The 24193-nt window shown below is 61.0% G+C and carries 27 protein-coding genes and 1 pseudogene; 15 read left to right on the top strand and 13 right to left on the bottom strand.

The window, feature by feature from the left end:
- The first annotated feature begins 271 nt into the window (after positions 1-271).
- Both FQ187_RS16815 and FQ187_RS16810 read left to right on the top strand, forming a co-directional pair.
- Positions 272-1156, top strand: coding sequence for a sugar nucleotide-binding protein (locus FQ187_RS16815; RefSeq protein WP_046053235.1), 885 nt, complete (start codon positions 272-274; stop codon positions 1154-1156).
- Positions 1149-2078 (top strand): NAD-dependent epimerase/dehydratase family protein, encoded by a 930-nt coding sequence (locus FQ187_RS16810; RefSeq protein ID WP_149630361.1) that lies wholly within the window; start codon positions 1149-1151, stop codon positions 2076-2078. Before FQ187_RS16815 ends, FQ187_RS16810 begins: the two co-directional genes overlap by 8 nt.
- A 57-nt stretch (positions 2079-2135) precedes the next feature.
- Here the strand turns inward: FQ187_RS16810 and FQ187_RS16805 are convergent, their stop codons facing one another.
- The 5 genes from FQ187_RS16805 to FQ187_RS16785 all read right to left on the bottom strand — a co-directional run bounded on the left by FQ187_RS16805 (position 2136) and on the right by FQ187_RS16785 (position 6290).
- A complete protein-coding gene (locus FQ187_RS16805; RefSeq protein WP_129440797.1) occupies positions 2136-2834 on the bottom strand; it encodes an OmpW family protein in 699 nt (232 codons plus the stop codon).
- 233 nt (positions 2835-3067) lie between these two features.
- Positions 3068-3586, bottom strand: coding sequence for a DUF3299 domain-containing protein (locus FQ187_RS16800; RefSeq protein ID WP_149630360.1), 519 nt, complete (start codon positions 3584-3586; stop codon positions 3068-3070).
- Between the two features lie 11 nt (positions 3587-3597).
- On the bottom strand, positions 3598-4863 hold the full coding sequence (locus FQ187_RS16795; protein ID WP_149630359.1) for an ABC transporter permease: 1266 nt from the start codon (positions 4861-4863) through the stop codon (positions 3598-3600).
- A gap of 1 nt (position 4864) precedes the next feature.
- Complete coding sequence (locus FQ187_RS16790; RefSeq protein WP_149630358.1) at positions 4865-5575, bottom strand: ABC transporter ATP-binding protein; 711 nt, start codon at positions 5573-5575, stop codon at positions 4865-4867.
- Positions 5576-5711: 136 nt separating this feature from the next.
- Complete coding sequence (locus FQ187_RS16785; RefSeq protein WP_149630357.1) at positions 5712-6290, bottom strand: DUF2796 domain-containing protein; 579 nt, start codon at positions 6288-6290, stop codon at positions 5712-5714.
- A 135-nt stretch (positions 6291-6425) separates the two neighbouring features.
- Between FQ187_RS16785 and FQ187_RS16780 the strand changes: the two genes are divergently transcribed.
- A complete protein-coding gene (locus FQ187_RS16780; RefSeq protein WP_149630356.1) occupies positions 6426-6773 on the top strand; it encodes a hypothetical protein in 348 nt (115 codons plus the stop codon).
- Here FQ187_RS16780 and trxA read toward each other — a convergent pair.
- The 3 genes from trxA to FQ187_RS16765 form a co-directional block, all read right to left on the bottom strand.
- Entirely contained in the window at positions 6770-7642 is an 873-nt protein-coding gene (gene trxA / locus FQ187_RS16775) for a thioredoxin (protein ID WP_149630355.1), read from the bottom strand. The genes FQ187_RS16780 and trxA overlap by 4 nt on opposite strands.
- Before the next feature lie 168 nt (positions 7643-7810).
- On the bottom strand, positions 7811-8467 hold the full coding sequence (locus tag FQ187_RS16770; protein WP_149630354.1) for a methyltransferase: 657 nt from the start codon (positions 8465-8467) through the stop codon (positions 7811-7813).
- On the bottom strand, positions 8464-8928 hold the full coding sequence (locus FQ187_RS16765; RefSeq protein WP_149630353.1) for a hypothetical protein: 465 nt from the start codon (positions 8926-8928) through the stop codon (positions 8464-8466). Before FQ187_RS16765 ends, FQ187_RS16770 begins: the two co-directional genes overlap by 4 nt.
- A 128-nt stretch (positions 8929-9056) precedes the next feature.
- On the opposite strand from FQ187_RS16765, the gene nrdR reads away from it, so the two are divergent.
- The 12 genes and pseudogenes from nrdR to FQ187_RS16700 all read left to right on the top strand — a co-directional run bounded on the left by nrdR (position 9057) and on the right by FQ187_RS16700 (position 17587).
- Positions 9057-9521 (top strand): transcriptional regulator NrdR, encoded by a 465-nt coding sequence (gene nrdR, locus FQ187_RS16760; protein WP_003228656.1) that lies wholly within the window; start codon positions 9057-9059, stop codon positions 9519-9521.
- The gene (ribD, locus tag FQ187_RS16755; protein ID WP_149630352.1) at positions 9518-10651 is read left to right on the top strand and encodes a bifunctional diaminohydroxyphosphoribosylaminopyrimidine deaminase/5-amino-6-(5-phosphoribosylamino)uracil reductase RibD; all 1134 of its coding nucleotides are present in this window, start codon (positions 9518-9520) and stop codon (positions 10649-10651) included. The genes nrdR and ribD overlap by 4 nt, the downstream gene beginning before the upstream one ends.
- A gap of 46 nt (positions 10652-10697) precedes the next feature.
- Positions 10698-11375 (top strand): riboflavin synthase, encoded by a 678-nt coding sequence (locus tag FQ187_RS16750; protein ID WP_149630351.1) that lies wholly within the window; start codon positions 10698-10700, stop codon positions 11373-11375.
- Positions 11376-11406: 31 nt separating this feature from the next.
- On the top strand, positions 11407-12498 hold the full coding sequence (gene ribBA / locus FQ187_RS16745; protein ID WP_033059428.1) for a bifunctional 3,4-dihydroxy-2-butanone-4-phosphate synthase/GTP cyclohydrolase II: 1092 nt from the start codon (positions 11407-11409) through the stop codon (positions 12496-12498).
- A gap of 91 nt (positions 12499-12589) precedes the next feature.
- Positions 12590-13066: a 6,7-dimethyl-8-ribityllumazine synthase gene (gene ribE / locus FQ187_RS16740; protein ID WP_003185938.1), complete on the top strand. Its 477-nt coding sequence runs from the start codon at positions 12590-12592 to the stop codon at positions 13064-13066.
- Positions 13063-13563, top strand: a complete 501-nt coding sequence (gene nusB, locus FQ187_RS16735) for a transcription antitermination factor NusB (RefSeq protein ID WP_007944234.1) — start codon at positions 13063-13065, stop codon at positions 13561-13563. Before ribE ends, nusB begins: the two co-directional genes overlap by 4 nt.
- A 27-nt stretch (positions 13564-13590) precedes the next feature.
- Positions 13591-14556 (top strand): thiamine-phosphate kinase, encoded by a 966-nt coding sequence (gene thiL, locus FQ187_RS16730; protein ID WP_149630350.1) that lies wholly within the window; start codon positions 13591-13593, stop codon positions 14554-14556.
- Positions 14553-15056, top strand: coding sequence for a phosphatidylglycerophosphatase A (locus FQ187_RS16725; RefSeq protein ID WP_003228639.1), 504 nt, complete (start codon positions 14553-14555; stop codon positions 15054-15056). Before thiL ends, FQ187_RS16725 begins: the two co-directional genes overlap by 4 nt.
- Before the next feature lie 59 nt (positions 15057-15115).
- Positions 15116-15521, top strand: a pseudogene (locus tag FQ187_RS16720) (ABC transporter substrate-binding protein); the annotation flags it as partial.
- 232 nt (positions 15522-15753) lie between these two features.
- Entirely contained in the window at positions 15754-16371 is a 618-nt protein-coding gene (ribA, locus tag FQ187_RS16710) for a GTP cyclohydrolase II (RefSeq protein ID WP_033059420.1), read from the top strand.
- Positions 16368-16787: an MFS transporter gene (locus tag FQ187_RS16705; protein WP_095131408.1), complete on the top strand. Its 420-nt coding sequence runs from the start codon at positions 16368-16370 to the stop codon at positions 16785-16787. Before ribA ends, FQ187_RS16705 begins: the two co-directional genes overlap by 4 nt.
- Positions 16787-17587, top strand: coding sequence for a cobalamin-binding protein (locus FQ187_RS16700; protein WP_149630349.1), 801 nt, complete (start codon positions 16787-16789; stop codon positions 17585-17587). The genes FQ187_RS16705 and FQ187_RS16700 overlap by 1 nt, the downstream gene beginning before the upstream one ends.
- A gap of 115 nt (positions 17588-17702) precedes the next feature.
- On the opposite strand, the gene FQ187_RS16695 is transcribed toward FQ187_RS16700, so the two are convergent.
- The 5 genes from FQ187_RS16695 to FQ187_RS16675 form a co-directional block, all read right to left on the bottom strand.
- Positions 17703-19586, bottom strand: a complete 1884-nt coding sequence (locus tag FQ187_RS16695; protein ID WP_149630348.1) for a TonB-dependent receptor domain-containing protein — start codon at positions 19584-19586, stop codon at positions 17703-17705.
- 154 nt (positions 19587-19740) lie between these two features.
- Positions 19741-21639, bottom strand: a complete 1899-nt coding sequence (gene dxs / locus FQ187_RS16690; protein WP_149630347.1) for a 1-deoxy-D-xylulose-5-phosphate synthase — start codon at positions 21637-21639, stop codon at positions 19741-19743.
- A gap of 91 nt (positions 21640-21730) precedes the next feature.
- Positions 21731-22618 (bottom strand): (2E,6E)-farnesyl diphosphate synthase, encoded by an 888-nt coding sequence (ispA, locus tag FQ187_RS16685; protein ID WP_149630346.1) that lies wholly within the window; start codon positions 22616-22618, stop codon positions 21731-21733.
- Positions 22615-22857 (bottom strand): exodeoxyribonuclease VII small subunit, encoded by a 243-nt coding sequence (locus FQ187_RS16680; RefSeq protein ID WP_007894317.1) that lies wholly within the window; start codon positions 22855-22857, stop codon positions 22615-22617. The genes ispA and FQ187_RS16680 overlap by 4 nt, the downstream gene beginning before the upstream one ends.
- Positions 22858-22966: 109 nt before the next feature.
- Positions 22967-24112 carry a Fic family protein gene (locus FQ187_RS16675; RefSeq protein ID WP_149630345.1) on the bottom strand — a complete coding sequence of 382 codons (1146 nt, stop codon included), beginning with the start codon at positions 24110-24112 and terminating at the stop codon, positions 22967-22969.
- Positions 24113-24193 lie beyond the last annotated feature (81 nt).

Here is a 24193-nt window from a genome sequence, read left to right as displayed (position 1 = left end):
ACCGCTGGAGATCTCTATTGATCCTTATGGCCCCTTCGCGGGCAAGCCCGCTCCCACATTGGATTTGTGTACGCCGCAGATCCCTTGTGGGAGCGAGCTTGCTCGCGATGAGGCCAGTAGCAGCGCCGCATATCTCAGGTATCTACACTTTACGGATGACGGTTGCGCACTAAACCCGCAAAATGCAACGATTCCGGCAACTATCGACGGCATCGCCCGCGAGCGGTGTCGATAAAGCCATTGTTTCAATCAGACTGGGCCTGCTGACTCTATGCGAATGCGCCTTATGTTACTGGGCGGCGGAAATGCCCTTGGGCAGGCGCTGATTCGCCTCGGTGCGGAGGAAGACATCGGCTTCCTCGCCCCCCGCCCACCGCAAGACGGCTGGGACGCCGCAACCCTGACGCAACTGCTCGACGACACCCGTCCGGACGCGTTGATCAACCTCGCCTATTACTTCGACTGGTTTCAGGCGGAGACGGTCAGCGAACAACGTCTGGCTGGTCAGGAGCGGGCGATCGAGCGTCTGGCCGAACTGTGCCAGCATCACAACATCGTGCTGCTGCAACCGTCGAGCTATCGGGTGTTTGATGGTTCCCGGGCGACGGCCTACAGCGAAAAAGACGAACCGGTGCCCCTGGGCCTGCGCGGTCAGGCCTTGTGGCGGATCGAACAAAGCGTCCGCGCCACCTGCCCGCAACACGTGTTGCTGCGATTCGGCTGGCTGCTGGATGACAGTCCCGACGGCACTCTCGGACGATTCCTCGGTCGCGCCGAACTACCTGAAGAATTGCTGATGGCCGATGACCGCCGGGGCAATCCGACGCCGGTGGATGACGCCGCGCGGGTGATCATCTCGGTCCTCAAGCAACTCGATTGCTCGGCGCCGCTGTGGGGCACCTACCATTACGCCGGGCATGAGGCGACCACGCCGCTGGCACTTGGGCAGGCGATCCTCACCGAAGCACGCGCGCTGCACCCGCTGGCCATCGAAGCGCCGACCGCCCAGGCTCACGCCGCCCGGCCCGACGCCGCCGAAGAACCGCAACACGCGGTGCTGGCCTGCAAGAAAATTCTGCACACTTTCGGGATCAAGCCCCGCGCCTGGCGTGCGGCACTCCCGGGCTTACTGGATAGGTTTTATCGCCATGGCTGACGGCCCTGTTTTAATCACCGGCGGCGCCGGTTTCATTGGCTCGCACCTCACCGACGCCTTACTCTCCAAGGGCCATTCGGTGCGCATTCTCGATGACCTCTCCACCGGCAAACGCAGCAACTTGCCGCTGGACAATCCCGGCGTCGAACTGATCGTGGGCGATGTCGCCGATGCCGCGCTGGTTGCGCAGGCGATGGTCGGTTGCAGCGCTGTGGCGCACCTCGCGGCGGTAGCGTCGGTGCAGGCGTCGGTGGATGACCCGGTGAAGACTCACCAGAGCAATTTCATTGGCTCGCTGAATGTCTGTGAAGCTATGCGCCAGACCGGCGTCCAGCGGGTACTGTACGCGTCCAGCGCAGCGGTCTACGGCAACAATGGCGAAAGCGAGTCGATCGACGAAGACACGCCCAAGGCACCGTTGACGCCCTACGCTTCGGACAAATTGGCGAGCGAGCACTACTTCGATTTTTACCGTCGCCAGCATGGTCTGGAGCCGGTGATTTTCCGCTTCTTCAACATCTTCGGCCCGCGCCAGGATCCTTCCTCGCCGTACTCCGGGGTGATCAGCATTTTCAGCGAGCGCGCGCAGAAGGGCCTGCCGATCACGGTGTTCGGTGACGGTGAGCAGACTCGCGATTTCGTCTACGTCGAAGACCTGGTCGACTTGTTGGTGCAAGCGATCGAGAAACCGCAGGTCGAAGTCGGCGCGGTGAACGTCGGCTGGAACCAGGCCACGACCCTCAAGCAAATGCTTGAAGCCCTTGAAGCGGTAGTCGGTCAATTGCCGCCGGTGAGCTATGGCCCGGCGCGCTCCGGTGACATCCGCCACTCGCGAGCGAACAATCAGCGTTTGCTGGAGCGCTTTACCTACCCGGAGCAGACACCGATGCGTGTCGGCCTGGCGCGGTTATTGGGGCGCTGAATTTTTCGCGGCCATGAAAAAGGCGCCTTTCGAGGCACCTTTTTTTATGCGGCAATTTTAGAACTTGTAACCCAGGCCAACCATGTAGATGAACGGGTCTACGTCCACATCGACCTTGGCGCGAGTGCCCTGTGCCACTGCGTTATTTTGCACGGTCGCGGTGGTGTCGATGTCGATGTAGCGCACCTGGGCGTTGATCATGATGTTGTCGGTCAGCATGTAGTCGGCGCCGACCTGGAACGCCATACCCCAGGAGTTATCCGCCTTGAAATTGCTGAAGCCGTTGGCGCTGGCTTCGCTGCCAACGTGCTCGTCGTAGATCCAGGTGTAGTTGATACCGGCGCCGACATACGGCTGAAAGGCGGACTTCGCGTCCAGTGGGTAATACACAACGCTCAGCGTCGGCGGCAGGTGTTTCAGCGTACCGAGTTTGCCGTTGGCGGCGCCCAGGGCGGTGCCTTTGATCTTCACGTCATGCTCGAACGGCGAGGCCGCCAGCAGCTCGATCCCCCAGTGGCTGTTGAGCATGTAAGCGAAGTTCAAACCCAATTGCGTGTCGCTGCTCATGGTGGCCTTGCCACCCAGATCGGCACCCTTCAGCGGGCCTTGATCAACCTTGACGCTGGAGCTGTCGGCTTTCGGGTTGACGGTGATTGCACCGGCACGAACGATGATATCGCCGGCTTCGTGGGCGTAGGCTAGCGGTGCTGCGAGCGCGAGGGCAAACAGCGAAGCGCTGAGCAAAGACTTGTGCATGGAGAGCTCCAAAGGACGTTAAAAATATTCGATGTCCAATGGTACGGAGCCGTCTGATACGGTCTTTTGACTCAGCTCAATGAAACAGTGATGGCTCGTTTTTTGTGGTGCGGCTGATTGCCTCTTCGCGAGCAAGCCCTCTCCCACAGTTGATTTGTGTTGATGCACAGATCAACTGTGGGAGCGGGCTTGCTCGCGAAAGCGATCGATCAAACAACACAGAACCACCGGGTTCACTCCGGCAATTCATACACATAAATCTTGTCCGCCTCCATCTGATACCCGGCGTCGGCCAATTCGCTGCTGGATGCCTTGACCTGCAATGCTCCTTCGATCCAGTACGGCTGATACAACTCGTCGAGCTTCACACCCACCTCGCTTTTGACGTGCACGATCTGGTTCGACGGCGGTGGCGGCACGTGGATGCAGGCGCCGAAGTAAGGCACCAGCAGAAACTCGGTGGTGCGACCTTCTTCACTCACTTCCAGCGGCACGATGTAGCCCGGCAGCCGAATGTGCTGACCGTCGAGGCTTTTCACCACCGGCGCATTGGGCATGTCTTGCTTGGCCGCGGGTGCCGATTCGGCGGCCAACGCGCTGCCCATCTGCGACAGGTCGTGCAGCGGCGTCATGTTCGGCACTTCCGGCGCGGCGTTCGGCGGGATCATTTCTGACCAGGTCAGGTCTTTCGGCTCGGCCGCCCACAGGGGCAAGGCAACCAGCATCAACAGCGCAAGCACAGCGCGGGGCATGTTCAACCTCCTCATAAACGGATCGACAGGCCATCGGCCAGGGATTGGCGATACGCGCGCCAGGCCGGCACGCTGCCCATCAGCAACGCGGCGATCAGAATGCCACCGAGCAGCGTCCATTCATATTCGCTCGGCCAGGCCAGCGGCAGGTACAAGCCGTAATTGGCTTGCACATAACCTTGGGCCGCCGCTATGCCCACATATAGCAGCGCCACACCGGCGATCACCCCGGACAGCGCCAGGGCAAACGCCTCCAGCACCAGCAACGTCGCGATGTGCCACGGTCGGGCCCCCACCGAACGCAGAATCGCCATCTCCCGACGGCGTTCGTTGAGGCTGGTGAGGATTGCCGTGAGCATGCCGATCAGCCCGGTCAGCACCACGAACAGCGAGACCACGAACAAGGCTTTTTCCGCCGTGCTCATCAAACTCCACAGCTCTTGCAGCGCCACGCCCGGCAGGATCGCCAGCATCGGCTCACCCCGGAATTCGTTGATCTCACGCTGCAGTGCGAAGGTCGAAATCTTGCTGTTGAGGCCGAGCATGAACGCGGTGATCGCTTGCGGCGTCAGGTCCATGTTGCGTGCCTGATCGGCACTGATCCGACCGTTGCCGCGCGCCGGCACGCCGTTGTGCCAGTCGATGTGAATCGCTTCCATACCGCCCAGGCTGATGTGCAATGTGCGGTCCACCGGGGTGCCGGTGCGTTTGAGAATGCCGACCACGGTGAACGGCTTGTCGTCGTGTTTGACCAGGCTGATCACCGCCACGCCGTGGGCCAGCACCAGTTTGTCACCGAGTTTGTAGTGCAGCGCATCGGCCACTTCGGCACCGAGTACCACTTCGAACGGATCGGTGGCGAAGGCGCGGCCGTCGGCCAGTTCCAGGTGTTGCTGATGACCGTACTGATAGTGTTCGAAGTACGCCTCGGTGGTGCCCATCACGCGGTAACCGCGATGGGAATCGCCGAGGGACATCGGAATTGCCCACTTCACTTTCGGGTTGTTGGCAAAGTGCTCGAAGCTGTCCCAACGGATGTTGTTGGTGGCGTTGCCGATGCGAAACACCGAGTACAGCAACAGATTCACCGAGCCGGAACGGGCGCCGACGATCAGGTCGGTGCCGCTGATGGTGCTGGCGAAACTGGCCTTGGCTTCGGTGCGCACCCGTTCCACGGCCAACAGCAGGCAGACCGACAGGGCGATGGCAAACGCAGTGAGGATCGCGGTGAAGCGGCGGTTAGCCAGGCTGGCCATGGCTAGACGAAACAAATACATCTCAAACCTCGGACGGGGTGGCGGCGCGATTGAGATCGGCCAGCGACAGGTGGCGATCGAACAGCGGTGCCAGGCTCTGGTCGTGGCTGACGAACAGCAGGCTCGACCCGGCTTCGCGGCATTCGGCGAACAGCAAGCGAATGAAATTCTCGCGAGCGTCGTAATCCAGGGCGGAGGTCGGTTCGTCGGCGATGACCAGTTCTGGTTGACCGATCAATGCACGCGCAGCGGCAACCCGTTGTTGCTGGCCGATGGACAGCGAATCGGCACGGCGGCTGAGCAGGTTTTGATCCTTCAAACCCAAGTGGGCGAGGAGGGTGGCCGCCGCCTGATCGACACTGCCGTGGCGCTGGATCGCCCGTTGAGCGCGCACTTTGGAGAAGTGGCAGGGCAACTCGACGTTCTCGCGCACCGAGAGAAACGGCAGCAAGTTGAACTGCTGGAAGATGTAGCCGGTGTGATCGACCCGAAAGTGGTCGCGAGCGCCGGCCGAGAGTTCGGTCAGCTCCTGGCCCAGCAATCGGATGCTGCCGCGATCAGGCTTCTGCACACCGCCGAGCAGGCCGAGCAGGGTGGTCTTGCCGCTGCCGCTGGGGCCTTTGAGGAACAGGGTTTCTCCAGGTTCCAGACGAAACGCCGGGATGTCCAGCAGCGGCGGATGCCCGGGCCAGCTGAAGCCCAGGTCGGACAGTTCGATGAGTGCTTGGGTCATGTGAAACCGGTCAGATTGGTGGTGAACCCTGTGGGAGCGGGCTTGCTCGCGAATGCGGTGTGTCAGTCGACATCAATGTTGCATGACACACCGCATTCGCGAGCAAGCCCGCTCCCACATTAGATCTTCAGTGAACTCAGAACTTGAGGGCGGCAGCCTTGGCCGTCACCTCTACGCCTTGCTGCCCGCTCGGACTGATCAGTTGTACCTGAATTTTCTGGGTCGCCGGGAAGGTGTTGAAGATGTTCGCCAGGTCCAGGTTTTTCAGCGCGCCGGGTGCCGAGCAACTGAATTGATAATGGGCGTGGATTTCGCTGTGGTCGTGGTGATGCTCGTCCTTGCCTTCCTCATCGTGATCATCATCGGCATCCGGCTTGTCGCCGAACAACGGGCTTTCCAGTTCCTGAGTCGCAACCACGCAACCGGCGGCTTTCGGCAGGTTGAACAGCACCAGCGGTTTCTCTAGCTTCGCACGAACGGCGGCGACTTTGGCTTTGTCAGCGTCGGTGGTGGCGGCGTGTTCGAAACCCACCAGGTTCATCGCCGGGCTTTCCAGTTCCAGCTCCAGGGACTGACCGTCCAGCGCTGCGTTCAAGCGACCGACACCATGTTCGTGGGCGCCGAGGCTGCCGTGCTCATGATCATGTTCATCGGCAGCGTGGGCGACAGCGAGCGGCAACAGGGCAAACGGCAGAGCGAGAAGCAGACGGCGCATGGCGGGTCTCCGGAAAGTAAAATGAACAGTTTGTTATGTGATCTTATAACGAAAGTGCCGAGAGTTTGACTGCCTGCTTGGCGTTGCACAAGTCCCATGGGAGCATGCAAGTCAGAAATGTGCAGGAGCAGACTCATGTTGCGTATACGCGGAAGCATCGGCGACTGGCCGGTGGATTTGACGCTGGAGATGGATGACGGCGACTGGGCACGGCTTGGTGCGCAGTTGCAGGTGGTGAACCTCGAGGCCAGTGCTGTGCCGGCAAAACCGATCAATCAGGATGATGCGCTGTGGCAAATCGCCAAGGATTTGCTGCGCAAGGCCGGGCAATTGAGCGGACCGGATTTGCTGGATCAGTTGGAAGGATTGACCGGCAGCGCGGCGTCAGGCAAACGCCTGTTGGTGCGACTGCGCCATTGCTCTGATGTGAAAGTGACGAGCGGCGGAGATACGCCGCTCTACAGCTGGATCAACGCAGGTTAATAAAGCGCAGCAAACAACTTGCGGCGGTACGTGGTCACCAGCGGGTGATCATTGCCCAGCAGTTCGAACACCTGCAGCAAGGTCTTGTGCGGCAGGCCTTCGCTGTAGCTGCGATTGCGCACGAACAGCTTGAGCAACGCATCCAGCGCCGCATCGTACTGCTGACGGGCCAGTTGCTGGATCGCCAGCTGATAAACCGCTTCATCGTCCTGCGGATTTTTTGCCAGGCGCGCTTTCAGGTCTGCCGCATCCGGCAAATCCTTGGCCTGGCCGAGAAACTGAATCTGCGCTTTGGCGCCGGCCAGGGCGGCCTTGTACTCATCGCTCTTGACCGCGTCGAGGACGGTTTGCGCTTCACCCAGCTCGCCACGTTCGGTGAGGCAGCGAGCGTAAAGGATCAGTGCGCGGGCGTTGGTGTTGTCTTCGCCCAGCAGCACTTTCAGTGTGGCTTCGGCGTCGGCAAAGCGGTTGTCATCAAACAGCGCCTGAGCCTGTTCGAACGGGTCGGCAGCAGCCGGTGGCGGCATTTGCACGTGAGGCTCAAGCATCGCGCGCACGGCGGATTCCGGCTGTGCACCGGCAAAACCATCCACCGGCTGACCGTCCTTGAACAGCACCACCGTCGGCAGGCTGCGAATGCCGAAGCGCGAAACGATGTCCGGCTCGACGTCGCAGTTGACCTTGGCCAGCAGCAACTCGCCCTGATAGCTCTCGGCGATGGTTTGCAGCATTGGCATCAACGCCTTGCACGGCGCACACCATTCGGCCCAGAAATCCACCAGCACCGGTTTGTGGAAAGAGTTCTCGATCACCGACTGCTCGAAATCGGCAGTCGTGGCGTCGAAGATGTACGGCGTTTCCTGACTCATGGGGGATCTCGTAAAAGCGTGAATGGGGCAACTATACGACTTGGTGGGGTGTGGCTGAAAGCGGGGTGGCCGTTGGTGATGCGTCGTCTGTCAGGACGCTTTCGCGAGCAAGCCCGCTCCCACAGGGGAATGCGGTCAACTGTGGGAGCGGGCTTGCTCGCGAAGCTTCTAAACGCGCCGCGCATGGTAAAGGCTCACATGCCGAAACTCTTCGGGCTCGGCCAGATCGGGCAAGGTCATCGCTTCCAGCCTCTCGATGCGCTGATACAACGGGTGGCGAAAATCCCTTACGCGCGAATCGGCCACCAGGGCCTCCTGGCCGCGACTCAAGAATTCATCGAGCAACGGCAGATTCGCCCGGTCGTACAGCACGTCGGCCACCAGAATCAGATCAAAGCGATCCGCTTCGGCGAAAAAATCCGTCGAGTAGTTGAGGTGTACGTCATTGAGTTCGGCATTCGCTCGGCACGCCGCAATCGCCAGCGGATCGAGGTCACAGGCCACCACTTCCAGCGCTCCGGCCTTCACCGCCGCAATCCCCGCCACCCCGGAACCGGCGCCGAAATCCAGCACCCGTTTGCCTTTGACCCACTCAGGGAATTCGGCGAGATAACGGGCGACCGCCAGCCCACTGGCCCAGCAAAAACTCCAATAAGGCGGGTCATGGAGAATTCGCCGGGTTTCTTCCGGGCTGAACGCGCGGTCCATGTTGTCGCCGTCGATCAGCCAAAGCTTCAAGTCGGTATCGGGTAATTCACAGGCAACCAGCTGTGCGTCACCGAGCAGTTCACCTAGCGCCTGTTGCAGGTCGAGCGGTGCAATCATGGCGCTTTGACGAATTGCAGCTGACCCAGCACTTGCGTCGTTGGCTGGCTGATGACTTGCGACGGCAGATGCAAAATCAGCTGGCCGGACTGGCTGGCGCGGCCCCGCAGTTCAACGCGGGCACCGACCGGGAAGGATTCCGGGTTGAAACGCAGGTGAAACGGCAGAACCTGATTGGTGCCGATCAGGCTGGAACTGGCCAGCAATTGTTGCGGGCGGCCCTTTTCGTCGATCACCATCAGCGCCAGTTCGACTTCGGCGTCGGCCGGCACGCCTTGCAGGGTGCCGCTCAATTCACGCTGATAAGCAGGCAGCGGGCCGAGGTTGGCTGACTCCTTGGCTTTCTTCTGCGCCTGTTGCGGCGCCGGGCCTGGCGTCGGCGGCTGGGGCTTGGGCGCATCGCTGCTGCAGGCCACCAGCAGGCTGAAAAGACTGAGCAAAACGAGCGGTCTTAGGGACATTTTCGGCTCCAGCAAGGTGAAATCCATGGATCTAGCTCTATAGCCCGTCTGTATACCGCAAACCCTATGGCTTGTCTTGCCACGGGGATGCGCTACCATGGCCCTCCCTTTTTTTGTTGCCTGCCACCATGCACTGTCCCTTCTGCGGTGCCAACGACACCAAGGTCATCGACTCGCGTCTGGTCGCCGAGGGCGAACAGGTACGCCGCCGGCGTGAATGCCTGGCCTGCGGCGAGCGTTTCACGACGTTCGAGACGGCCGAACTGGTGTTGCCGCGCCTGATCAAAACCGACGGCAGTCGCCAGCCGTTCGACGAAGAAAAACTCCGCGCCGGCATGCAGCGTGCGCTGGAGAAGCGCCCGGTGAGTGTCGAGCGCCTGGAATCGTCGTTGGTGCACATCAAACACAAACTGCGCGCCACCGGTGAGCGAGAGGTTAAATCCCTTGTCGTCGGTGAACTGGTGATGGCCGAGCTGCAAAAGCTCGACGAAGTCGCCTACATTCGTTTCGCCTCCGTGTATCGGCGCTTCCAGGACCTCAACGAGTTCCGCGAAGAGATCGATCGCCTGGCCAGAGAGCCGGTGAAAGAATGACCACCTCTGTAGAACTTGCCATCCTCGACGCCCATTACATGGCCCGCGCGCTGGAACTGGCGCGCAAAGGTCATTACACGACACACCCCAACCCTCGGGTGGGCTGTGTGATCGTGCGTGATGGGCAAATTGTCGGCGAAGGCTGGCACGTGCGCACCGGCGAACCCCACGCCGAAGTCCACGCCCTGCGCGCCGCCGGCGATAAGGCTCGAGGCGCCACCGCTTACGTGACCCTCGAACCTTGCAGCCACCACGGACGGACGCCGCCTTGTGCGGATGCGCTGGTACATGCGGGTGTGGCTCGGGTAGTCGCGGCGATGCAAGACCCGAACCCGTCGGTTGCCGGTCGTGGCATGCAGCGCCTGACCCAGGCCGGCATCGCTACCGAAAGCGGCGTGCTGGAAGGCGAAGCGCGCAAGCTCAATGAAGGTTTCCTCAAGCGCATGGAGCACGGCTTGCCGTTCGTGCGGGTCAAGTTGGCCATGAGCCTCGACGGCCGGACAGCGATGGAAAGCGGCGAAAGCCAATGGATCACCGGTCCTGCGGCGCGTTCTGCGGTGCAACGCCTGCGCGCACAGGCCAGCGTAGTGTTGACCGGCGCCGACACGGTGCTGGCAGACAACGCCCGTCTCACCGTGCGTGCGGATGAACTAGGCCTGGATCCTGAGCAAACGGCCCTGGCCATGAGCCGTCCGCCGCTGCGTGTGTTGATCGACGGTCGCCTGCGAGTGCCGCTGGACGCGCCGTTCTTCAAGGCTGGCCCGGCGCTGGTCGCCACGTGCATGGCGATCGAGGAGCAATACGCCAACGGTCCGGAATGCCTGATCGTGGCGGGCGAGGATGGCTTGGTCGACCTGCGCAAACTGCTGGTCGAACTCGCCGCCCGTGGGGTCAACGAAGTGTTGGTCGAAGCGGGACCGCGTCTCGCCGGGGCTTTCGCTCAGCAAGGGCTGGTTGACGAGTTTCAGATTTTCATCGCTGGCAAGTTTTTAGGTTCGTCTGCGCGTCCGTTGCTGGATTGGCCGCTCGCGCAAATGAAGGATGCGCCTGAACTCAAAATCACCGAAATTCGCGCGGTTGGCGATGACTGGCGAGTCATCGCCATTCCTTCGCCAGCGGCGAGCGTATAATTCCGGGCCTGCGCCCCGCGACGGCCCTGTTCTCGAGGAGGACTCCATGTTTACCGGCATCATCGAATCCATCGGCAGTATTCGTGCATTGACCCCAAAAGGCGGAGATGTGCGGGTACACGTAGAAACCGGCAAGCTCGATCTGAGCGACGTCAAACTGGGCGACAGCATTGCGGTCAACGGCGTGTGTCTGACAGCGGTTGAATTGCCAGGCAACGGCTTTGCGGCGGACGTCAGTCGCGAAACCCTCGACTGCACCGCCATGAATGATCTGAAAAGCGGCAGCCCGGTCAACCTGGAAAAAGCCCTGACTCCGACCACTCGCCTCGGCGGGCATCTGGTCAGCGGCCATGTCGATGGCGTGGGTGAAGTGGTTGCCCGTACCGAGAATGCTCGCGCTGTGGAGTTTCGCATCCGCGCTCCAAAGGAACTGGCCAAGTACATCGCCCATAAAGGCTCGATCACCGTCGACGGCACCAGCCTGACCGTGAACGCGGTCGATGGCGCCGAGTTCCTGCTGACGATCATTCCGCACACCCTGAGCGAAACCATCATGGCGTCTTACCAGCCAGGTCGCCGGGTGAACCTCGAAGTTGACTTGCTGGCACGTTATCTGGAGCGCCTGTTGTTGGGCGACAAGGCCGCAGAGCCAAGCGACTCTTCGCAAAGGCCAGGTAACATCACCGAAAGCTTTCTGGCCCAAAACGGCTACCTCAAATCCTGAAGCTCAAATTTCGAAAGAAGGGGGGTGCCTTGTGGCGCTCAATAGCATCGAAGAACTGGTTGAAGACATCCGCCAAGGCAAGATGGTCATCCTCATGGATGACGAAGACCGCGAGAACGAAGGCGACCTGATCATGGCCGCCGAGTGCTGCCAGCCTGAACACATCAACTTCATGGCCAAGCACGCCCGTGGCCTGATCTGCATGCCGATGAGCCGCGAGCGCTGCGAACTGCTGAAGCTGCCGTTGATGGCACCGCGTAACGGTTCCGGCTTCGGCACCAAGTTCACCGTGTCCATCGAAGCAGCCACCGGCGTGACCACCGGCATTTCTGCCGCCGACCGTGCGCGTACCGTGCAGGCTGCTGCCGCAAAAGACGCCAAGGCTGAAGACATCGTCAGCCCCGGTCACATCTTCCCGTTGATGGCCCAGGCTGGCGGCACCCTCGCCCGTGCCGGCCACACCGAAGCGGCGTGCGACCTGGCGCGCATGGCCGGTTTCGAGCCAAGCGGCGTGATCTGCGAAGTGATGAACGACGACGGCACCATGTCCCGCCGCGCGGAACTGGAAGCGTTTGCTGCCGAACACAACATCAAGATCGGCACCATCGCCGACCTGATTCACTACCGGATGATCCACGAACGTACCGTTCAGCGGATTGCCGAGCAGCCGCTCGACAGCGAACTGGGCCAATTCAACCTGGTGACCTATCGTGATTCCGTGGAAGGCGACGTGCACATGGCCCTGACCCTGGGCACCGTGTGCGCAGAAGAGCCGACCCTGGTTCGGGTGCACAACATGGACCCGCTGCGCGACCTGTTGATGGTCAAACAACCTGGCCGCTGGAGCCTGCGCGCCGCGATGGCCGCGGTTGCCGAGGCGGGCAGCGGCGTCGTGCTGTTGCTCGGTCACCCGCTCGATGGCGACGTGTTGCTGGCGCATATCCGCGAAACCGCGGAGCACGTACCGGCGAAAAAACCGACCACCTACAGCATCGTTGGTGCCGGTTCGCAGATCCTTCGGGACCTGGGCGTACGCAAAATGCGCCTGATGAGTGCGCCAATGAAATTTAATGCGATATCCGGTTTCGATCTGGAAGTTGTAGAATACGTGCCCTCCGAATAATGACCGGTTGTTTCCAGTCCTTGATTCGCGGTTAACACATCACTGAGGGACGCGTAGAAAACGCGTCCCGGCTCTTTAAGAGATCTAACGAATGACCCTGAAGACCATCGAAGGTACCTTCATCGCCCCTAAAGGCCGCTACGCTTTGGTAGTAGGCCGTTTCAACAGCTTCGTCGTTGAAAGCCTGGTCAGCGGTGCAGTTGATGCCCTGGTTCGCCACGGCGTGAGCGAAAGCGACATCACCATCATCCGCGCACCTGGCGCCTTCGAAATCCCGCTGGTTGCGCAGAAAGTCGCTCAGAAGGGCGAATACGCGGCAATCATCGCCCTGGGCGCGGTCATTCGTGGCGGTACTCCGCACTTCGAATACGTGGCTGGCGAATGCACCAAGGGCCTGGCCCAGGTGTCCATGGAGTTCGGCGTTCCAGTCGCATTTGGCGTGCTGACCGTCGATTCCATCGAGCAAGCCATCGAACGTTCCGGCACCAAGGCCGGTAACAAAGGTGCTGAAGCTGCCCTGTCCGCTCTGGAAATGGTCAGCCTGCTGGCGCAGTTGGAGGCCAAGTGATTAGCGACGAAAGCGATCGTTTCAACCCGCGCGATCCAAAGCCTGCGGATGCCGGCAAGCCATCGAAAAGCGTCAAGCGTCGCGAAGCCCGTCAGCTCGCGACTCAGGCGCTGTATCAATGGCACATGGCCAAGCAATCTTTGAACGAGATCGAAGCGCAGTTTCGGGTCGATAACGATTTCAGCGATGTCGATGCCGCTTACTTTCACGACATCCTGCACGGCGTTCCGGCGCACCGCACCGAGATCGATACTGCCCTGGCGCCATGCCTGGACATTACGATCGAAGAGCTGGACCCGGTTGAGCTGGCGGTTTTGCGCCTGTCCACCTGGGAGCTGATCAAGCGCGTCGACGTGCCGTACCGCGTTGTGATCAACGAAGGTATCGAGCTGGCGAAAGTCTTCGGTTCCACCGACGGCCACAAGTTCGTCAACGGTGTACTCGACAAGCTGGCCCCGCGTCTGCGTGAAGCTGAAGTGAAGGCGTTCAAGCGCTAATCGGCGCTTGAATACTTTGTCTCAGCCATGGGCGAGTTTGAGCTGATCCGCAATTTCTTCGCCGCCGCGCCCTGTGCGCAAGGCGGCGAAGGCGTTGCCCTTGGGATCGGCGATGACTGCGCCTTGCTGGCTGTTCCTCCCGGGGAGCAGTTGGCCATTTCCACCGACACACTGGTTGCCGGTGTGCATTTCGCAGATCCTTGCGACTCGTTTCTGCTCGGTCAGCGCTCGCTGGCCGTGGCCGTCAGCGATCTGGCTGCCATGGGCGCCACTCCCGTTGCCTTTACCCTTGCTCTGACTTTGCCGACGGTGACCGCCGATTGGCTGGACGCCTACGCCCGTGGTTTGAATATCATGGCGCAGCGCTGTGGTGTGGCGCTGGTGGGCGGTGATACCACCCGTGGACCGTTGAGCCTGACGATGACCGTGTTCGGTCGTGTGCCGGCAGGTCTGGCGTTGACCCGCAGCGGTGCGCAGCCTGGCGACTTGCTGTGCGTTGGCGGTGAGCTTGGCAACGCGGCGGGGGCATTGCCGCTGGTGCTCGGCCAGCGGACGGCGGAAGCCGCCATCGCTGATCCGCTGCTGGCACATTACTGGTCACCGCAGCCGCAGCTTGGGCTGGGAATGGCGCTGCGCGGCAAAGCCACCTCGGCGCTGGACATCTCCGACGGCCTGCTCGCGGACTGCGGGCATATTGCCCTCGCGTCAAAGGTCGGCATTCAGGTTGAACGGGACACGCTGCCATTGTCGAACGCTTTGGTCACCTTCCTCGGTCAATCGGGTGCAGAAATCGCGGCCCTGAGCGGTGGTGATGATTACGTGCTGGCCTTTACCTTGCCATCCGTCGAGTTGCCGCAATTGTTGAGCGACGGCTGGCCGATCCATGTGGTCGGCCGTGTTGTGACGGGGCAGGGCGTAGTGCTGCTGGACGCCGACGGTCAAGACATCACCCCGCAAACCCGGGGTTATCAACATTTTCGGGAGACACCGTGACAGATCATCCCAAACAGGTCCCGGCGGAATTCGTACCGCCCTCGGTCTGGCGCAATCCATGGCATTTCCTGGCGTTCGGCTTCGGCTCGGGCACCTTGCCAAAAGCACCGGGCACCTGGGGTTCGTTAGTTGCGTTACCCTTTATCCCGTTGTGGCAGATGCTGCCCGACTGGGGCTACTGGCTGATGCTCGGCATCACCATGCTGTTTGGCTTCTGGCTGTGCGGCAAGGTCGCCGACGATTTGCGGGTGCACGACCACGAAGGCATCGTCTGGGATGAAATGGTCGGGATGTGGATCACCTTGTGGCTGGTGCCGGAAGGTTGGTACTGGTTGCTGGCGGGGTTTTTGATGTTCCGCTTCTTCGACATCCTCAAGCCGTGGCCGATTCGCTGGATCGACCGGCATGTGCATGGTGGCGTCGGGATCATGCTCGATGACGTATTAGCCGGGGTGTTTGCGTGGTTGGCGATGCAGGGGCTGGTATGGATTTTTGCCTGATGGGCAAAACAGGGGACCAGGGATGGCTCGACGCTGGTTGGCTGTGATGGTTTTCGCCCTTGGGGCTGGACAGCAACCCCGCGTCGACCCTGGAAACCCTGGGTAGCTATCGACTGGCCTGGGGCCGCGGCTACGACTTTCAGGATTACCTGCCCAACATACGCCGCTATAACGAAGTCATGCGGCGCACCGGGATTTTGTCGATGTTGACCCACAACCGCGCCGACTTTTACATCGACGCGCTGACCGAGGCCGACTATGTCCTCAGGTGGGCCAAGGATCCGTCGCAGTTCCGTCGCACCCACATCGCGGAATTGCCGCTGTATCTGTGCTTTGCCAAGACCCCCAAGGCTCGCACCCTGAAGGCGCTGTTCGATCAGCGCATGGAAGCAACTGGTGAAAAACGGCAAGCTGAAACCGATCTTCGAGCGCTGGAAACAACCCTATCCGTTTGACCCGAACTGAACACGGTCAATGTGGGAGCGGGCTTGCTCGCGAATGCGGTGTATCAGTTAACATTGATGCCGGCTGACATTCCGCATTCGCGAGCAAGCCCGCTCCCACATGGTCGACAGCAGGGCCGATATCTAACTTTTTGATCGTTATGCCCCATAATTCAGCCTAAGCGTCTGTCGGAACGTGCTGTTACAATGCCGCGTTTGCGAATCTCCAGTACTTATTGATCAGGAGCACACCGGTGCCTGTCGTTTTTGTCGCCGCTTCCAAGCTGCCAACGCCTTTTGCGCAATTCACCATGCACGGCTTTCTCGATGAAGAAAACGGGCGCGAGCACGTTGTGCTGAGCCTGGGTGAGTTCGTCGACGGTGCCCCGGTACTCGGCCGGTTGCATTCCGAATGCCTGACCGGCGATGCCTTGTTCAGCCAGCGTTGCGACTGCGGCTCGCAACTCGAGGCTGCCTTGCAGGCCATCGCTCGTGAGGGCCGTGGCGTGTTGCTCTACTTGCGTCAAGAGGGCCGTGGCATTGGCCTGCTGAACAAGATCCGCGCCTATGAATTGCAGGATGGCGGCGCCGATACCGTTGAAGCCAACGAGCGTCTGGGCTTTGCCGCCGACCAACGTGACTACGCCATGTGCCTGCCGATGCTGGAGCACCTGGGCGTGAAATCCCTGCGTTTGATGACCAACAACCCACGCAAGGTCAAAGCCTTGACCGACATGGGCATCGTGGTCGCCGAGCGCGTGCCGCTGCACACCGGCCATAACCCGCACAACAAACTCTACCTGGCCACCAAGGCCAGCAAGCTCGACCACATGATGGGCAACGAGCACCAGGGTGAGGCAGACCGGGCGTGACCCGCGGTCAGGTTCGGCGGCGACTGTCCGTCAATTGGTGGCAATACCTGGCGCTGGCCTTGGTGCCGCTGTTCGTGATCAACGGCGTGTTTGGCCAGAGCGAGGCGATCCTGCCGGTGCTGGCGATGCCGTTGTTCATCGCGGGCGTGGCGTCGATGTTTGTCAGCCTGAAATTCTTTGGCGGCTACAAACACGCGTTGATCGCCACTCAAAAAGCCCTCGACACCCCTGAAGAACCTGCTGCCTGGATAGCCCTGGCTGCCAAGCGTCGCACGGCGTTCCTGGCTGCCGGCCTGCCGGCCTGGATTGGCGCGCTGGCGGTATTCGTCGGCCTCGAAGCCGTGCCGTTGATGCTGCTGTCGCTGTCGACCCTGGTGCTGTTTTACCTCTACCGTATCCCGCGTCAACTCGGCTGATGCGGCCCGTCTGGCTGGCGGTTTTGCTGCTGGCCGCCAGTGTCCCGGCGGCTGCGGTCGAACGCGTTGTCAGCCTCGCGCCATCGCTCTCTGAAATCGTTGTTGAGCTGGGCTCAGCCGACCTGCTGGTGGGTGTGCTGGATGCCGGTGAGCGTCCTGTCGAGCTCAAAGACCTTCCTTCGATTGGCCGCTACGGCCAGTTGGACATGGAGCGATTGCTCAGCCTCAAACCCGATTTACTGTTGCTCTGGCCCGGCAGCGTTGGCCCGGCCCAGCGTGAACAGCTCAAGCGGTTGAACATCCCGACCTACATTGCTGAACCCCACAACCTCGAACAACTCACTTCGCAGATTGAAGCGATTGCCTCACAGCTCGGCCGTCCGGAGCGTGGCGCTTCATTGGCTGAAAATTTGCGTCAACGGCTGGGTACTCTGCGCCAGCGTTATCGTCGGGATGTGCCATTGCGGGTGTTTTATCAGGTCTGGGATCGACCGCTGTACACCGTTGGTGGCGGGCAGATCATCAGCGATGCGCTTGAAGTTTGCGGGGCGCGTAATGTGTTTGCCGACCTGACCCTGCCGGCGCCGCAGGTCGGTATTGAGGCGGTATTGCAGCGCAATCCAGAGGTGATTCTGGCCAGTGATCAGGCGCAACTCGATGCGTGGAAAGCCTGGCCGCAGGTTGCCGCAGTGGCGCAGGGGAAATTGCTGTTGGCGACGGATAAAGGGCTGGAGCGGCCGAGTGGGCAGATGATCGAGGCGACGGCGAAGTTGTGCCATGTGATCGCGCCGGACAGCTGAGACCGAGGCGCCTGCTTCGCGAGCAAGCCCGCTCCCACATTGGATCTCTGTGCGACCCCCCCCTGTGGGAGCGGGCTTGCTCGCGAAGAGGCCAGTCCAAACACCACAAATCAGGTCAGAGAGCCGGCGTCCAGGTCACCCCAAACATCCACACCCGACCCTCCTCGCGATACCCATACTGACTGCCGTCATGGCTGTACAGCGCCCGGCTATAACCCTTATCCAGCAAGTTATCGACCTTCAGCTCGAGCTTGATCTCACGGTTCAATTCCCAGCTGCTGCGCAACCCCAGCAACGCGTACCCGCCCAATGGCTGCTGATTGTTCTCATCGTCATAGCTGCTGCTCGCAGCCTGCCAGCTGGCGCCGAGCCTTAGCCGGTCAAACTGCCGATCCAGATCCAGGCTCAAAGTCCGCCGCGCGCGCCGAGCCAGGGTGTGACCGCTATCGCGATCCCGCGGGTCGATGATCGCCACGCCGAGGTTGCTCTGCCAGCCGAACAGCTCCTGTTTCAATGCCGCTTCGAATCCGTTGATCCGTGCCGAGGCCACGTTCTGCGGCCGTGAGTTGCTACCGAAAATAATCGCGTCTTCCAGGTCCGTACGGTACAGAGAAGCTTCCAGGCGAGCGGTGTCGGTCAGTTGACTGCGCCATTGCAGCTCGTAGCTTTTCGAGGTCTCGGGTTTCAGGTCAGGATTACTGAAGTCGGGGTAATACAGATCATTGAATGTCGGTGCGCGGAAACCTTCGCTGTAGGTCAGCAGCACATCGTTGTCCGGATTCAGCGGCAGGGTGAAGGTGCCGCTCCAGCTGTTCTGGCCGCCGAACTGCTGGTTCTGATCGCGGCGTAGGCCCAGTTCGGTGGAGAAGCTGTCCGACTGGTAGTGATGTTGAATGAACGCCGCACGGTTCCAGCGGCTGTCCTCGTCGAATGGCGTGCTGCTGTTGATCCGGTCCTCGTACCAGTCGCCGCCGAGGATCAGGCTGTTGCGCTCGTCGAGGGTCAGGTCGTTCTGCCAGTTCGCCGAATCACGGTAAGTGTTGAACACGCTGCGTTCGTTACTGAGCTTGTCCAAAGTCTTCTCGCGGTTTTCACTGTGGCCGAACTCGACGCGGGTTTTCCACAGGTCATTGATACGTGCATCGACGTAACTGCTGACGCTGCTCACCGCAAAGTCGCTGTAGGGCTGTTGCTGGACTGACTCGAACGTTTCCATGTCGAAGCGGCCGAACGGATTGTCGAACTCGCTTTTGCCACGGTTATCCAGCAGGTTGGCGCCGATTTCGATGTCATCGGTGAGGGCGTGACTCAGGCTCAAGCTCATCGATTTGTTGCGGTATTCGTCATGATCGCCGTCGCTGGGATAGGACACGTGGGTGCGATTGATTCCGGCAGTTTCATCGAGGCTGGCGCCGAGATTGAATCGGGTCTGCTCGTCGCCGCCGGACAGCCCGAGGCTGCGTTCCCAGGTCTGGTTGCTGCCAAAACCCACATGCATTCGCGGTTGCAGGCCTTGCTCGTCGCCGCGACGAGTGAAAATCTGAATCACCCCGCCAATCGCATCGCTGCCATAAATCACCGAGCGTGAGCCGCGCAACACTTCCACGCGCTCGACCTGTTCGATGTTGATGTGTTGCAGGTTGCTGTCGCCCGAGGTGGAGTTTCCGATGCGCTGGCCGTCGACCAGCACCAGGCTCTGGGCCGACTTGGTGCCGCGAATGTAAATCCCCGGCAGACTGCCGCGCCCACCGGTTTGTCCGACCTGCACACCCGGCACACGACGCAGCAAGTCAGTCACGCTGCTCGGTTGCAGACGATCAATGTCTTCGCGGGTGAACACGGTGTTGGCGGCGCTGCTGTCATTGCGCGCTTCGACCTGGCGGTTGGCGCTGATCAGCACGTCGGGAAGTTTCAGGGCCTGATCGCGTTCGAAGGTGTCGGCCAGCAGAGGGCCGGCTGACAGGAGCGTCAGCGTCAGGGCCAGGCGGGAGAGTTTCATTGGCAGTCCGTTGGCTTTGGAGCGAATACAGTTTTGAAAGGCATGAAAACCAATGTGGGAGCGGGCTTGCTCGCGAAAGCGGTGGGTCAGTCAACATTTCAGTCGACTGACAGTCCGCTTTCGCGAGCAAGCCCGCTCCCACAAAGTTTTGCGTTTAAATATTCAGGAGTTGTAAGCGCTCACGAACCGAAGCTTCGATCCCTGCCTCATCCAGCCCGCATTCGGCCAGCATTTGCGCAGGCTTGGCGTGCTCGACGTAACTGTCCGGCAAGCCCAGGTGCAGCATCGACTTGAGGATGTTTTCGCGGGCGAGAAACTCGCTGACTGCGCCACCGGCACCGCCCATGATCGCGTTCTCTTCGATAGTCACCAGCAGCTCATGGCTGCCGGCGATATCGCGAACCAGTGCTTCATCGAGTGGCTTGACGAAGCGCATGTCGACCACGGTTGCATCCAGCGTCTCGGCGACTTTCAGCGCCTCGGCCAGTTGCACGCCGAACACCAGCAGGGCGACATTGCTGCCCTGGCGACGAACCACACCCTTGCCGATTTCGATCGGTTGCAGGTCTTTCTCGATCGTTGCGTTCGGGCCGGTGCCGCGCGGATAACGCACTGCCGCCGGGCCGTTGTATAGGTGACCGGTGGTGAGCATCTTGCGCAGTTCGTTTTCGTCGCTCGGTGTCATCACCAGCATGCCGGGGATGCAGCGCAGGAACGACAGGTCGAAGCTGCCTGCGTGAGTCGGGCCGTCTTCGCCCACCAGACCTGCGCGGTCGATGGCGAACAGCACGTCGAGGTTTTGCACCGCCACATCATGCACAAGCTGGTCGTAGCCACGTTGCAGGAACGTCGAATAAATCGCCACCACCGGTTTCGCGCCTTCGCAGGCCATGCCGGCGGCGAGGGTCACGGCGTGTTGCTCGGCAATCGCTACATCGAAGTAGCGCAGCGGGAAACGCTCGCTGAAGGCCACCAGATCGGAGCCTTCTTTCATCGCAGGAGTGATGCCCACCAAACGCGGATCGGACGCGGCCATGTCACACAGCCATTCACCGAACACACCGGAATACTTCGGCCCGCCGGCTTTCTTCGGCGCGGCGGCCGGAGCGTCTAGCGGTTCGAGTTTGGTGATCGCGTGGTAACCGATCGGGTCGACTTCTGCCGGGGCGAAGCCCTTGCCTTTCTTGGTGACGACGTGCAGGAACTGCGGACCTTTGAGATCGCGCATGTTGCGCAGGGTGGCGATCAGGGTCGGCAGATCGTGGCCATCGATCGGGCCGATGTAGTTCCAGCCCAGCTCTTCAAACAGCGTGCCGGGAACCAGCATGCCTTTTGCGTATTCTTCGGTGCGACGGGCGATTTCCCAGGCACCGGGCAGGCGCGACAGGACCTTTTTGCTGCCTTCGCGCATGCTCGCGTAAGTGCGGCTGGAAAGGATTTTTGCCAGGTAATTCGACAGCCCGCCAACGTTGCGCGAGATCGACATGTCGTTGTCGTTGAGGATCACCAGCATGTTGGCGTTCACTTCCGGCGCATGGTTCAGCGCCTCGAACGCCATGCCGGCGGTCAGTGCGCCATCGCCGATCACGGCGATCGCCTTGCGATCACTGTTCTGCAGGCGGGCGGCAATGGCCATGCCCAGCGCTGCGCTGATCGAGGTGCTGGAGTGGCCGACGCCAAAGGTGTCGTACTCGCTCTCGGAACGACGCGGGAAGGCCGCGACGCCGTCCTTCTGGCGCAGGGTGCCCATGCGCTCGCGACGGCCGGTGAGGATCTTGTGCGGATAGGCCTGATGACCCACGTCCCACACCAGCCGGTCGTCCGGGGTGTCGAAGACGTAATGCAGCGCGATGGTCAACTCGATGACGCCCAGGCCGGCACCGAAATGCCCGCCGGTCTGACCGACCGTGTAGAGCAATTCCAGGCGCAACTCATCGGCCAGGGTTTCCAGCTCGGCTTCGCCTAACCGGCGCAGGCCGTCCGGCGTGTTGGCACGGTCGAGCAGGGGCGTGGTCGGGCGCTTGCGGGGAATCTCATGAAACGTCGTGGGCATCAGGCGAATCGTTATAGGTATAAAAGATGCGGCAGTTTACCTGATGCATCGCCCCCTGCCCACGCGTTGGTATTTTTTGGCGGATACGCCGTCAGCTGCGCCGTTCGACGATATAACGGGCCAAGTCGCGCAACGGCTCGGCAGCCGCGTCAAACGGTCGCAGCGCATGCAGGGCCTGATCGCGCAGCTCCAGGGCGTAGGCCTTGGCTGCTTCGAGGCCGAGCAGGGCCGGATAGGTCGGCTTGTCGCGTGCGATGTCGGCACCCTGGCGTTTGCCGAGGGTTTCGGTATCGCTTTCGATGTCGAGAATGTCGTCCTGCACCTGGAACGCCAGGCCGATGGCCTGTGCATAAGTCTGCAAGGATTTCAGTTCGTCCTTCTCCGCGCGGCCACTGGCCAGGGCTCCGAGTTTGACACTGACCTCGATCAGCGCGCCGGTCTTGTGCCGGTGCATGGTTTCGAGGGCTTTTTGATCGAGTTTCAGACCGACCGAACCGAGGTCAATGGCTTGACCGCCGACCATGCCTGCCGGGCCTGCGGCCAAGGCGAGAGCACTGACCATTTGCAGACGGATTTCAGCGTCCGAGGTGCTCAGGCGAGGGTCGAGCAGGGCGCTGAAGGCCAGGCTCTGCAAGCCGTCACCGGCCAGAATCGCGCAGGCTTCATCGAATTTTTTGTGAGTGGTCGGCTGGCCACGACGCAGATCGTCGTCGTCCATGGCCGGCAAATCGTCATGCACCAGGGAATAAGCGTGAATCAGCTCCACCGCGCAAGCTGCGCCGTTGGCTTGCTCAGCCTTGCCGCCCAGCGCTTCGCACGCGGCGTAGGCCAGCAGCGGGCGGACCCGTTTGCCGCCATTCATCACGCTGTAGCGCATGGCTTCGTACAGGCGCGCGAGCTCAGGGCTTGGCGCGTTGAACAGGGTTTCCAGTGCAGCATTGACGCGGGCCTGGCTGGTCGCCGAATACGCTGCAATCATTCTGGCTGATCCGCGTCGAAGGGTTCCTCGGCCAGCTCGCCGTCACGCTCGAGCAGCACCTGAACCTTTTGCTCGGCCTGGGCCAGCGCCGCCTGGCAATCGCGGGTAAGACCGATGCCTTGCTCGAAAGCCGTCAGCGAGTCTTCCAGCGACAATTCGCCGTTCTCCAGACGCTCTACCAGCGTTTGCAGGTCAGCGAGAGATTGTTCGAAATCCAGTGCAGCTTTTTTGCGGGCCATGGCGGCTATTTCCGGTTGACGTTAAACCGGCGCGACACTAGCAGACATGGGGGGTATGGGCAAATGAGCAGCCCGTAAAAGCCCTGCTGCGACGTCGGAAAAACCGGACTCAGGATGCTGCGTCATCGGGATAACTGATCCGGTACCGAGTACTGCGCCCTCCGCCGGGCAGGCGTTCCAGGCAGCCCTTCTCCAGCAGTTCGGCCAGATGACGGGTCGCGGTGGCTTTCGAAACCTTGGCGACTGCCTGGTATTGAGCCGCGCTGATGCCCGCCTCGAAACCTCGTTCCCCACCATCAAGCAAGCGATTGAGGACCTTTATCTGGTCAACCGACAGCGATGACATCCTGTGCGCCTGCCAGAAACGCGCCTTGCCCAGCACGCTTTCGATCCGGGCCATGGCTTGTTGCAAGCTGTGCAGCAGGGTTTGCAGAAACCATTCCAGCCACTCGGTGATATCCAGTGTGGCTTTCTGGCAGGTTTCGAGCACTCGATAATAGCCGGACCGATCTTCGAAAATGCTCGCCGACATGGCATAGAAGCGGATGGCTTGGTCTTCACCCTGAGCCAATGCCAGATCGGTGATCGTGCGCGTCAGGCGCCCGTTGCCATCGTCGAAAGGGTGCAGGGTGACGAACCAGAAGTGCGCGATGCCGGCCCGCAGCAATGGATCGAGTCCCGCCTGATTTCGGCTGGCGGTAAACCAAGTGAGGAAGGTGTCGAGCTGTCGCTCAAGGCCCTGACGAGGAGGGGCTTCGAAGTGAACGGTGGGTCTGTCGAGGCGGCCGGACACCACTATCATCGGATCATCGCCGCGTAATGCGCCGACACGGATCGGCCGGGCGGCGAGATCGGTCTCTTGCTCGGGAAACAGCCATTCGTGCCAATCGAGTAATCGCTCCAGCGTCAGCGGTTCAGCGAAATGCTGAGTGGCGTCGAGCATCAATTGCGCCAACCCTTCACTGCGCTGGCTGACATTGTTGCCATCGACCAGCTCCAGGCCCAGCCGTCGCGCCAATGACGAGCGAACCGAACCTACATTCAACTGCTCACCCTCAATGGCGGATGAGGTCACGATGTTCTGCAACAGCGCATCCAGTTCGCTTTGAGCGTTCAGCGAACTGCCCACTGAGCTGGCCATGCCCATCAATTGCCCTTGTGCTTGGACACACTCGCGCAAAAACGGCCCCAGCCGCTCTGCTTGCCAGTTGAAATTGGGCCAATCGGGCTGCTGCCAGATCCAGTGAGGTGCCATGAACTCGGTGCTCTTGGAGTGGGTGAGCCGAATAGAAATGTTATTCGGCTCATGTGGTGAGCCGAATATGACGTCTATTCG

Origin of the sequence: Pseudomonas sp. ANT_J28 (genome assembly GCF_008370005.1) — a bacterium.
GTDB classification, from domain to species: Bacteria; Pseudomonadota; Gammaproteobacteria; order Pseudomonadales; family Pseudomonadaceae; genus Aquipseudomonas; species Aquipseudomonas frigoris.
This window is presented reverse-complemented; position numbering and strand designations above follow the sequence as displayed.

What these genes read in the sequence shown, in the direction of transcription:
- FQ187_RS16815 (WP_046053235.1), top strand. Translation starts at nt 272, where the DNA reads ATGCGAATGCGCCTTATGTTACTGGGCGGCGGAAATGCCCTTGGGCAG.
- FQ187_RS16810 (WP_149630361.1), top strand. Translation starts at nt 1,149, where the DNA reads ATGGCTGACGGCCCTGTTTTAATCACCGGCGGCGCCGGTTTCATTGGC.
- FQ187_RS16805 (WP_129440797.1), bottom strand. Translation starts at nt 2,834, where the DNA reads ATGCACAAGTCTTTGCTCAGCGCTTCGCTGTTTGCCCTCGCGCTCGCA.
- FQ187_RS16800 (WP_149630360.1), bottom strand. Translation starts at nt 3,586, where the DNA reads ATGCCCCGCGCTGTGCTTGCGCTGTTGATGCTGGTTGCCTTGCCCCTG.
- FQ187_RS16795 (WP_149630359.1), bottom strand. Translation starts at nt 4,863, where the DNA reads ATGTATTTGTTTCGTCTAGCCATGGCCAGCCTGGCTAACCGCCGCTTC.
- FQ187_RS16790 (WP_149630358.1), bottom strand. Translation starts at nt 5,575, where the DNA reads ATGACCCAAGCACTCATCGAACTGTCCGACCTGGGCTTCAGCTGGCCC.
- FQ187_RS16785 (WP_149630357.1), bottom strand. Translation starts at nt 6,290, where the DNA reads ATGCGCCGTCTGCTTCTCGCTCTGCCGTTTGCCCTGTTGCCGCTCGCT.
- FQ187_RS16780 (WP_149630356.1), top strand. Translation starts at nt 6,426, where the DNA reads ATGTTGCGTATACGCGGAAGCATCGGCGACTGGCCGGTGGATTTGACG.
- trxA (WP_149630355.1), bottom strand. Translation starts at nt 7,642, where the DNA reads ATGAGTCAGGAAACGCCGTACATCTTCGACGCCACGACTGCCGATTTC.
- FQ187_RS16770 (WP_149630354.1), bottom strand. Translation starts at nt 8,467, where the DNA reads ATGATTGCACCGCTCGACCTGCAACAGGCGCTAGGTGAACTGCTCGGT.
- FQ187_RS16765 (WP_149630353.1), bottom strand. Translation starts at nt 8,928, where the DNA reads ATGTCCCTAAGACCGCTCGTTTTGCTCAGTCTTTTCAGCCTGCTGGTG.
- nrdR (WP_003228656.1), top strand. Translation starts at nt 9,057, where the DNA reads ATGCACTGTCCCTTCTGCGGTGCCAACGACACCAAGGTCATCGACTCG.
- ribD (WP_149630352.1), top strand. Translation starts at nt 9,518, where the DNA reads ATGACCACCTCTGTAGAACTTGCCATCCTCGACGCCCATTACATGGCC.
- FQ187_RS16750 (WP_149630351.1), top strand. Translation starts at nt 10,698, where the DNA reads ATGTTTACCGGCATCATCGAATCCATCGGCAGTATTCGTGCATTGACC.
- ribE (WP_003185938.1), top strand. Translation starts at nt 12,590, where the DNA reads ATGACCCTGAAGACCATCGAAGGTACCTTCATCGCCCCTAAAGGCCGC.
- thiL (WP_149630350.1), top strand. Translation starts at nt 13,591, where the DNA reads ATGGGCGAGTTTGAGCTGATCCGCAATTTCTTCGCCGCCGCGCCCTGT.
- FQ187_RS16700 (WP_149630349.1), top strand. Translation starts at nt 16,787, where the DNA reads ATGCGGCCCGTCTGGCTGGCGGTTTTGCTGCTGGCCGCCAGTGTCCCG.
- FQ187_RS16695 (WP_149630348.1), bottom strand. Translation starts at nt 19,586, where the DNA reads ATGAAACTCTCCCGCCTGGCCCTGACGCTGACGCTCCTGTCAGCCGGC.
- dxs (WP_149630347.1), bottom strand. Translation starts at nt 21,639, where the DNA reads ATGCCCACGACGTTTCATGAGATTCCCCGCAAGCGCCCGACCACGCCC.
- ispA (WP_149630346.1), bottom strand. Translation starts at nt 22,618, where the DNA reads ATGATTGCAGCGTATTCGGCGACCAGCCAGGCCCGCGTCAATGCTGCA.
- FQ187_RS16680 (WP_007894317.1), bottom strand. Translation starts at nt 22,857, where the DNA reads ATGGCCCGCAAAAAAGCTGCACTGGATTTCGAACAATCTCTCGCTGAC.
- FQ187_RS16675 (WP_149630345.1), bottom strand. Translation starts at nt 24,112, where the DNA reads ATGGCACCTCACTGGATCTGGCAGCAGCCCGATTGGCCCAATTTCAAC.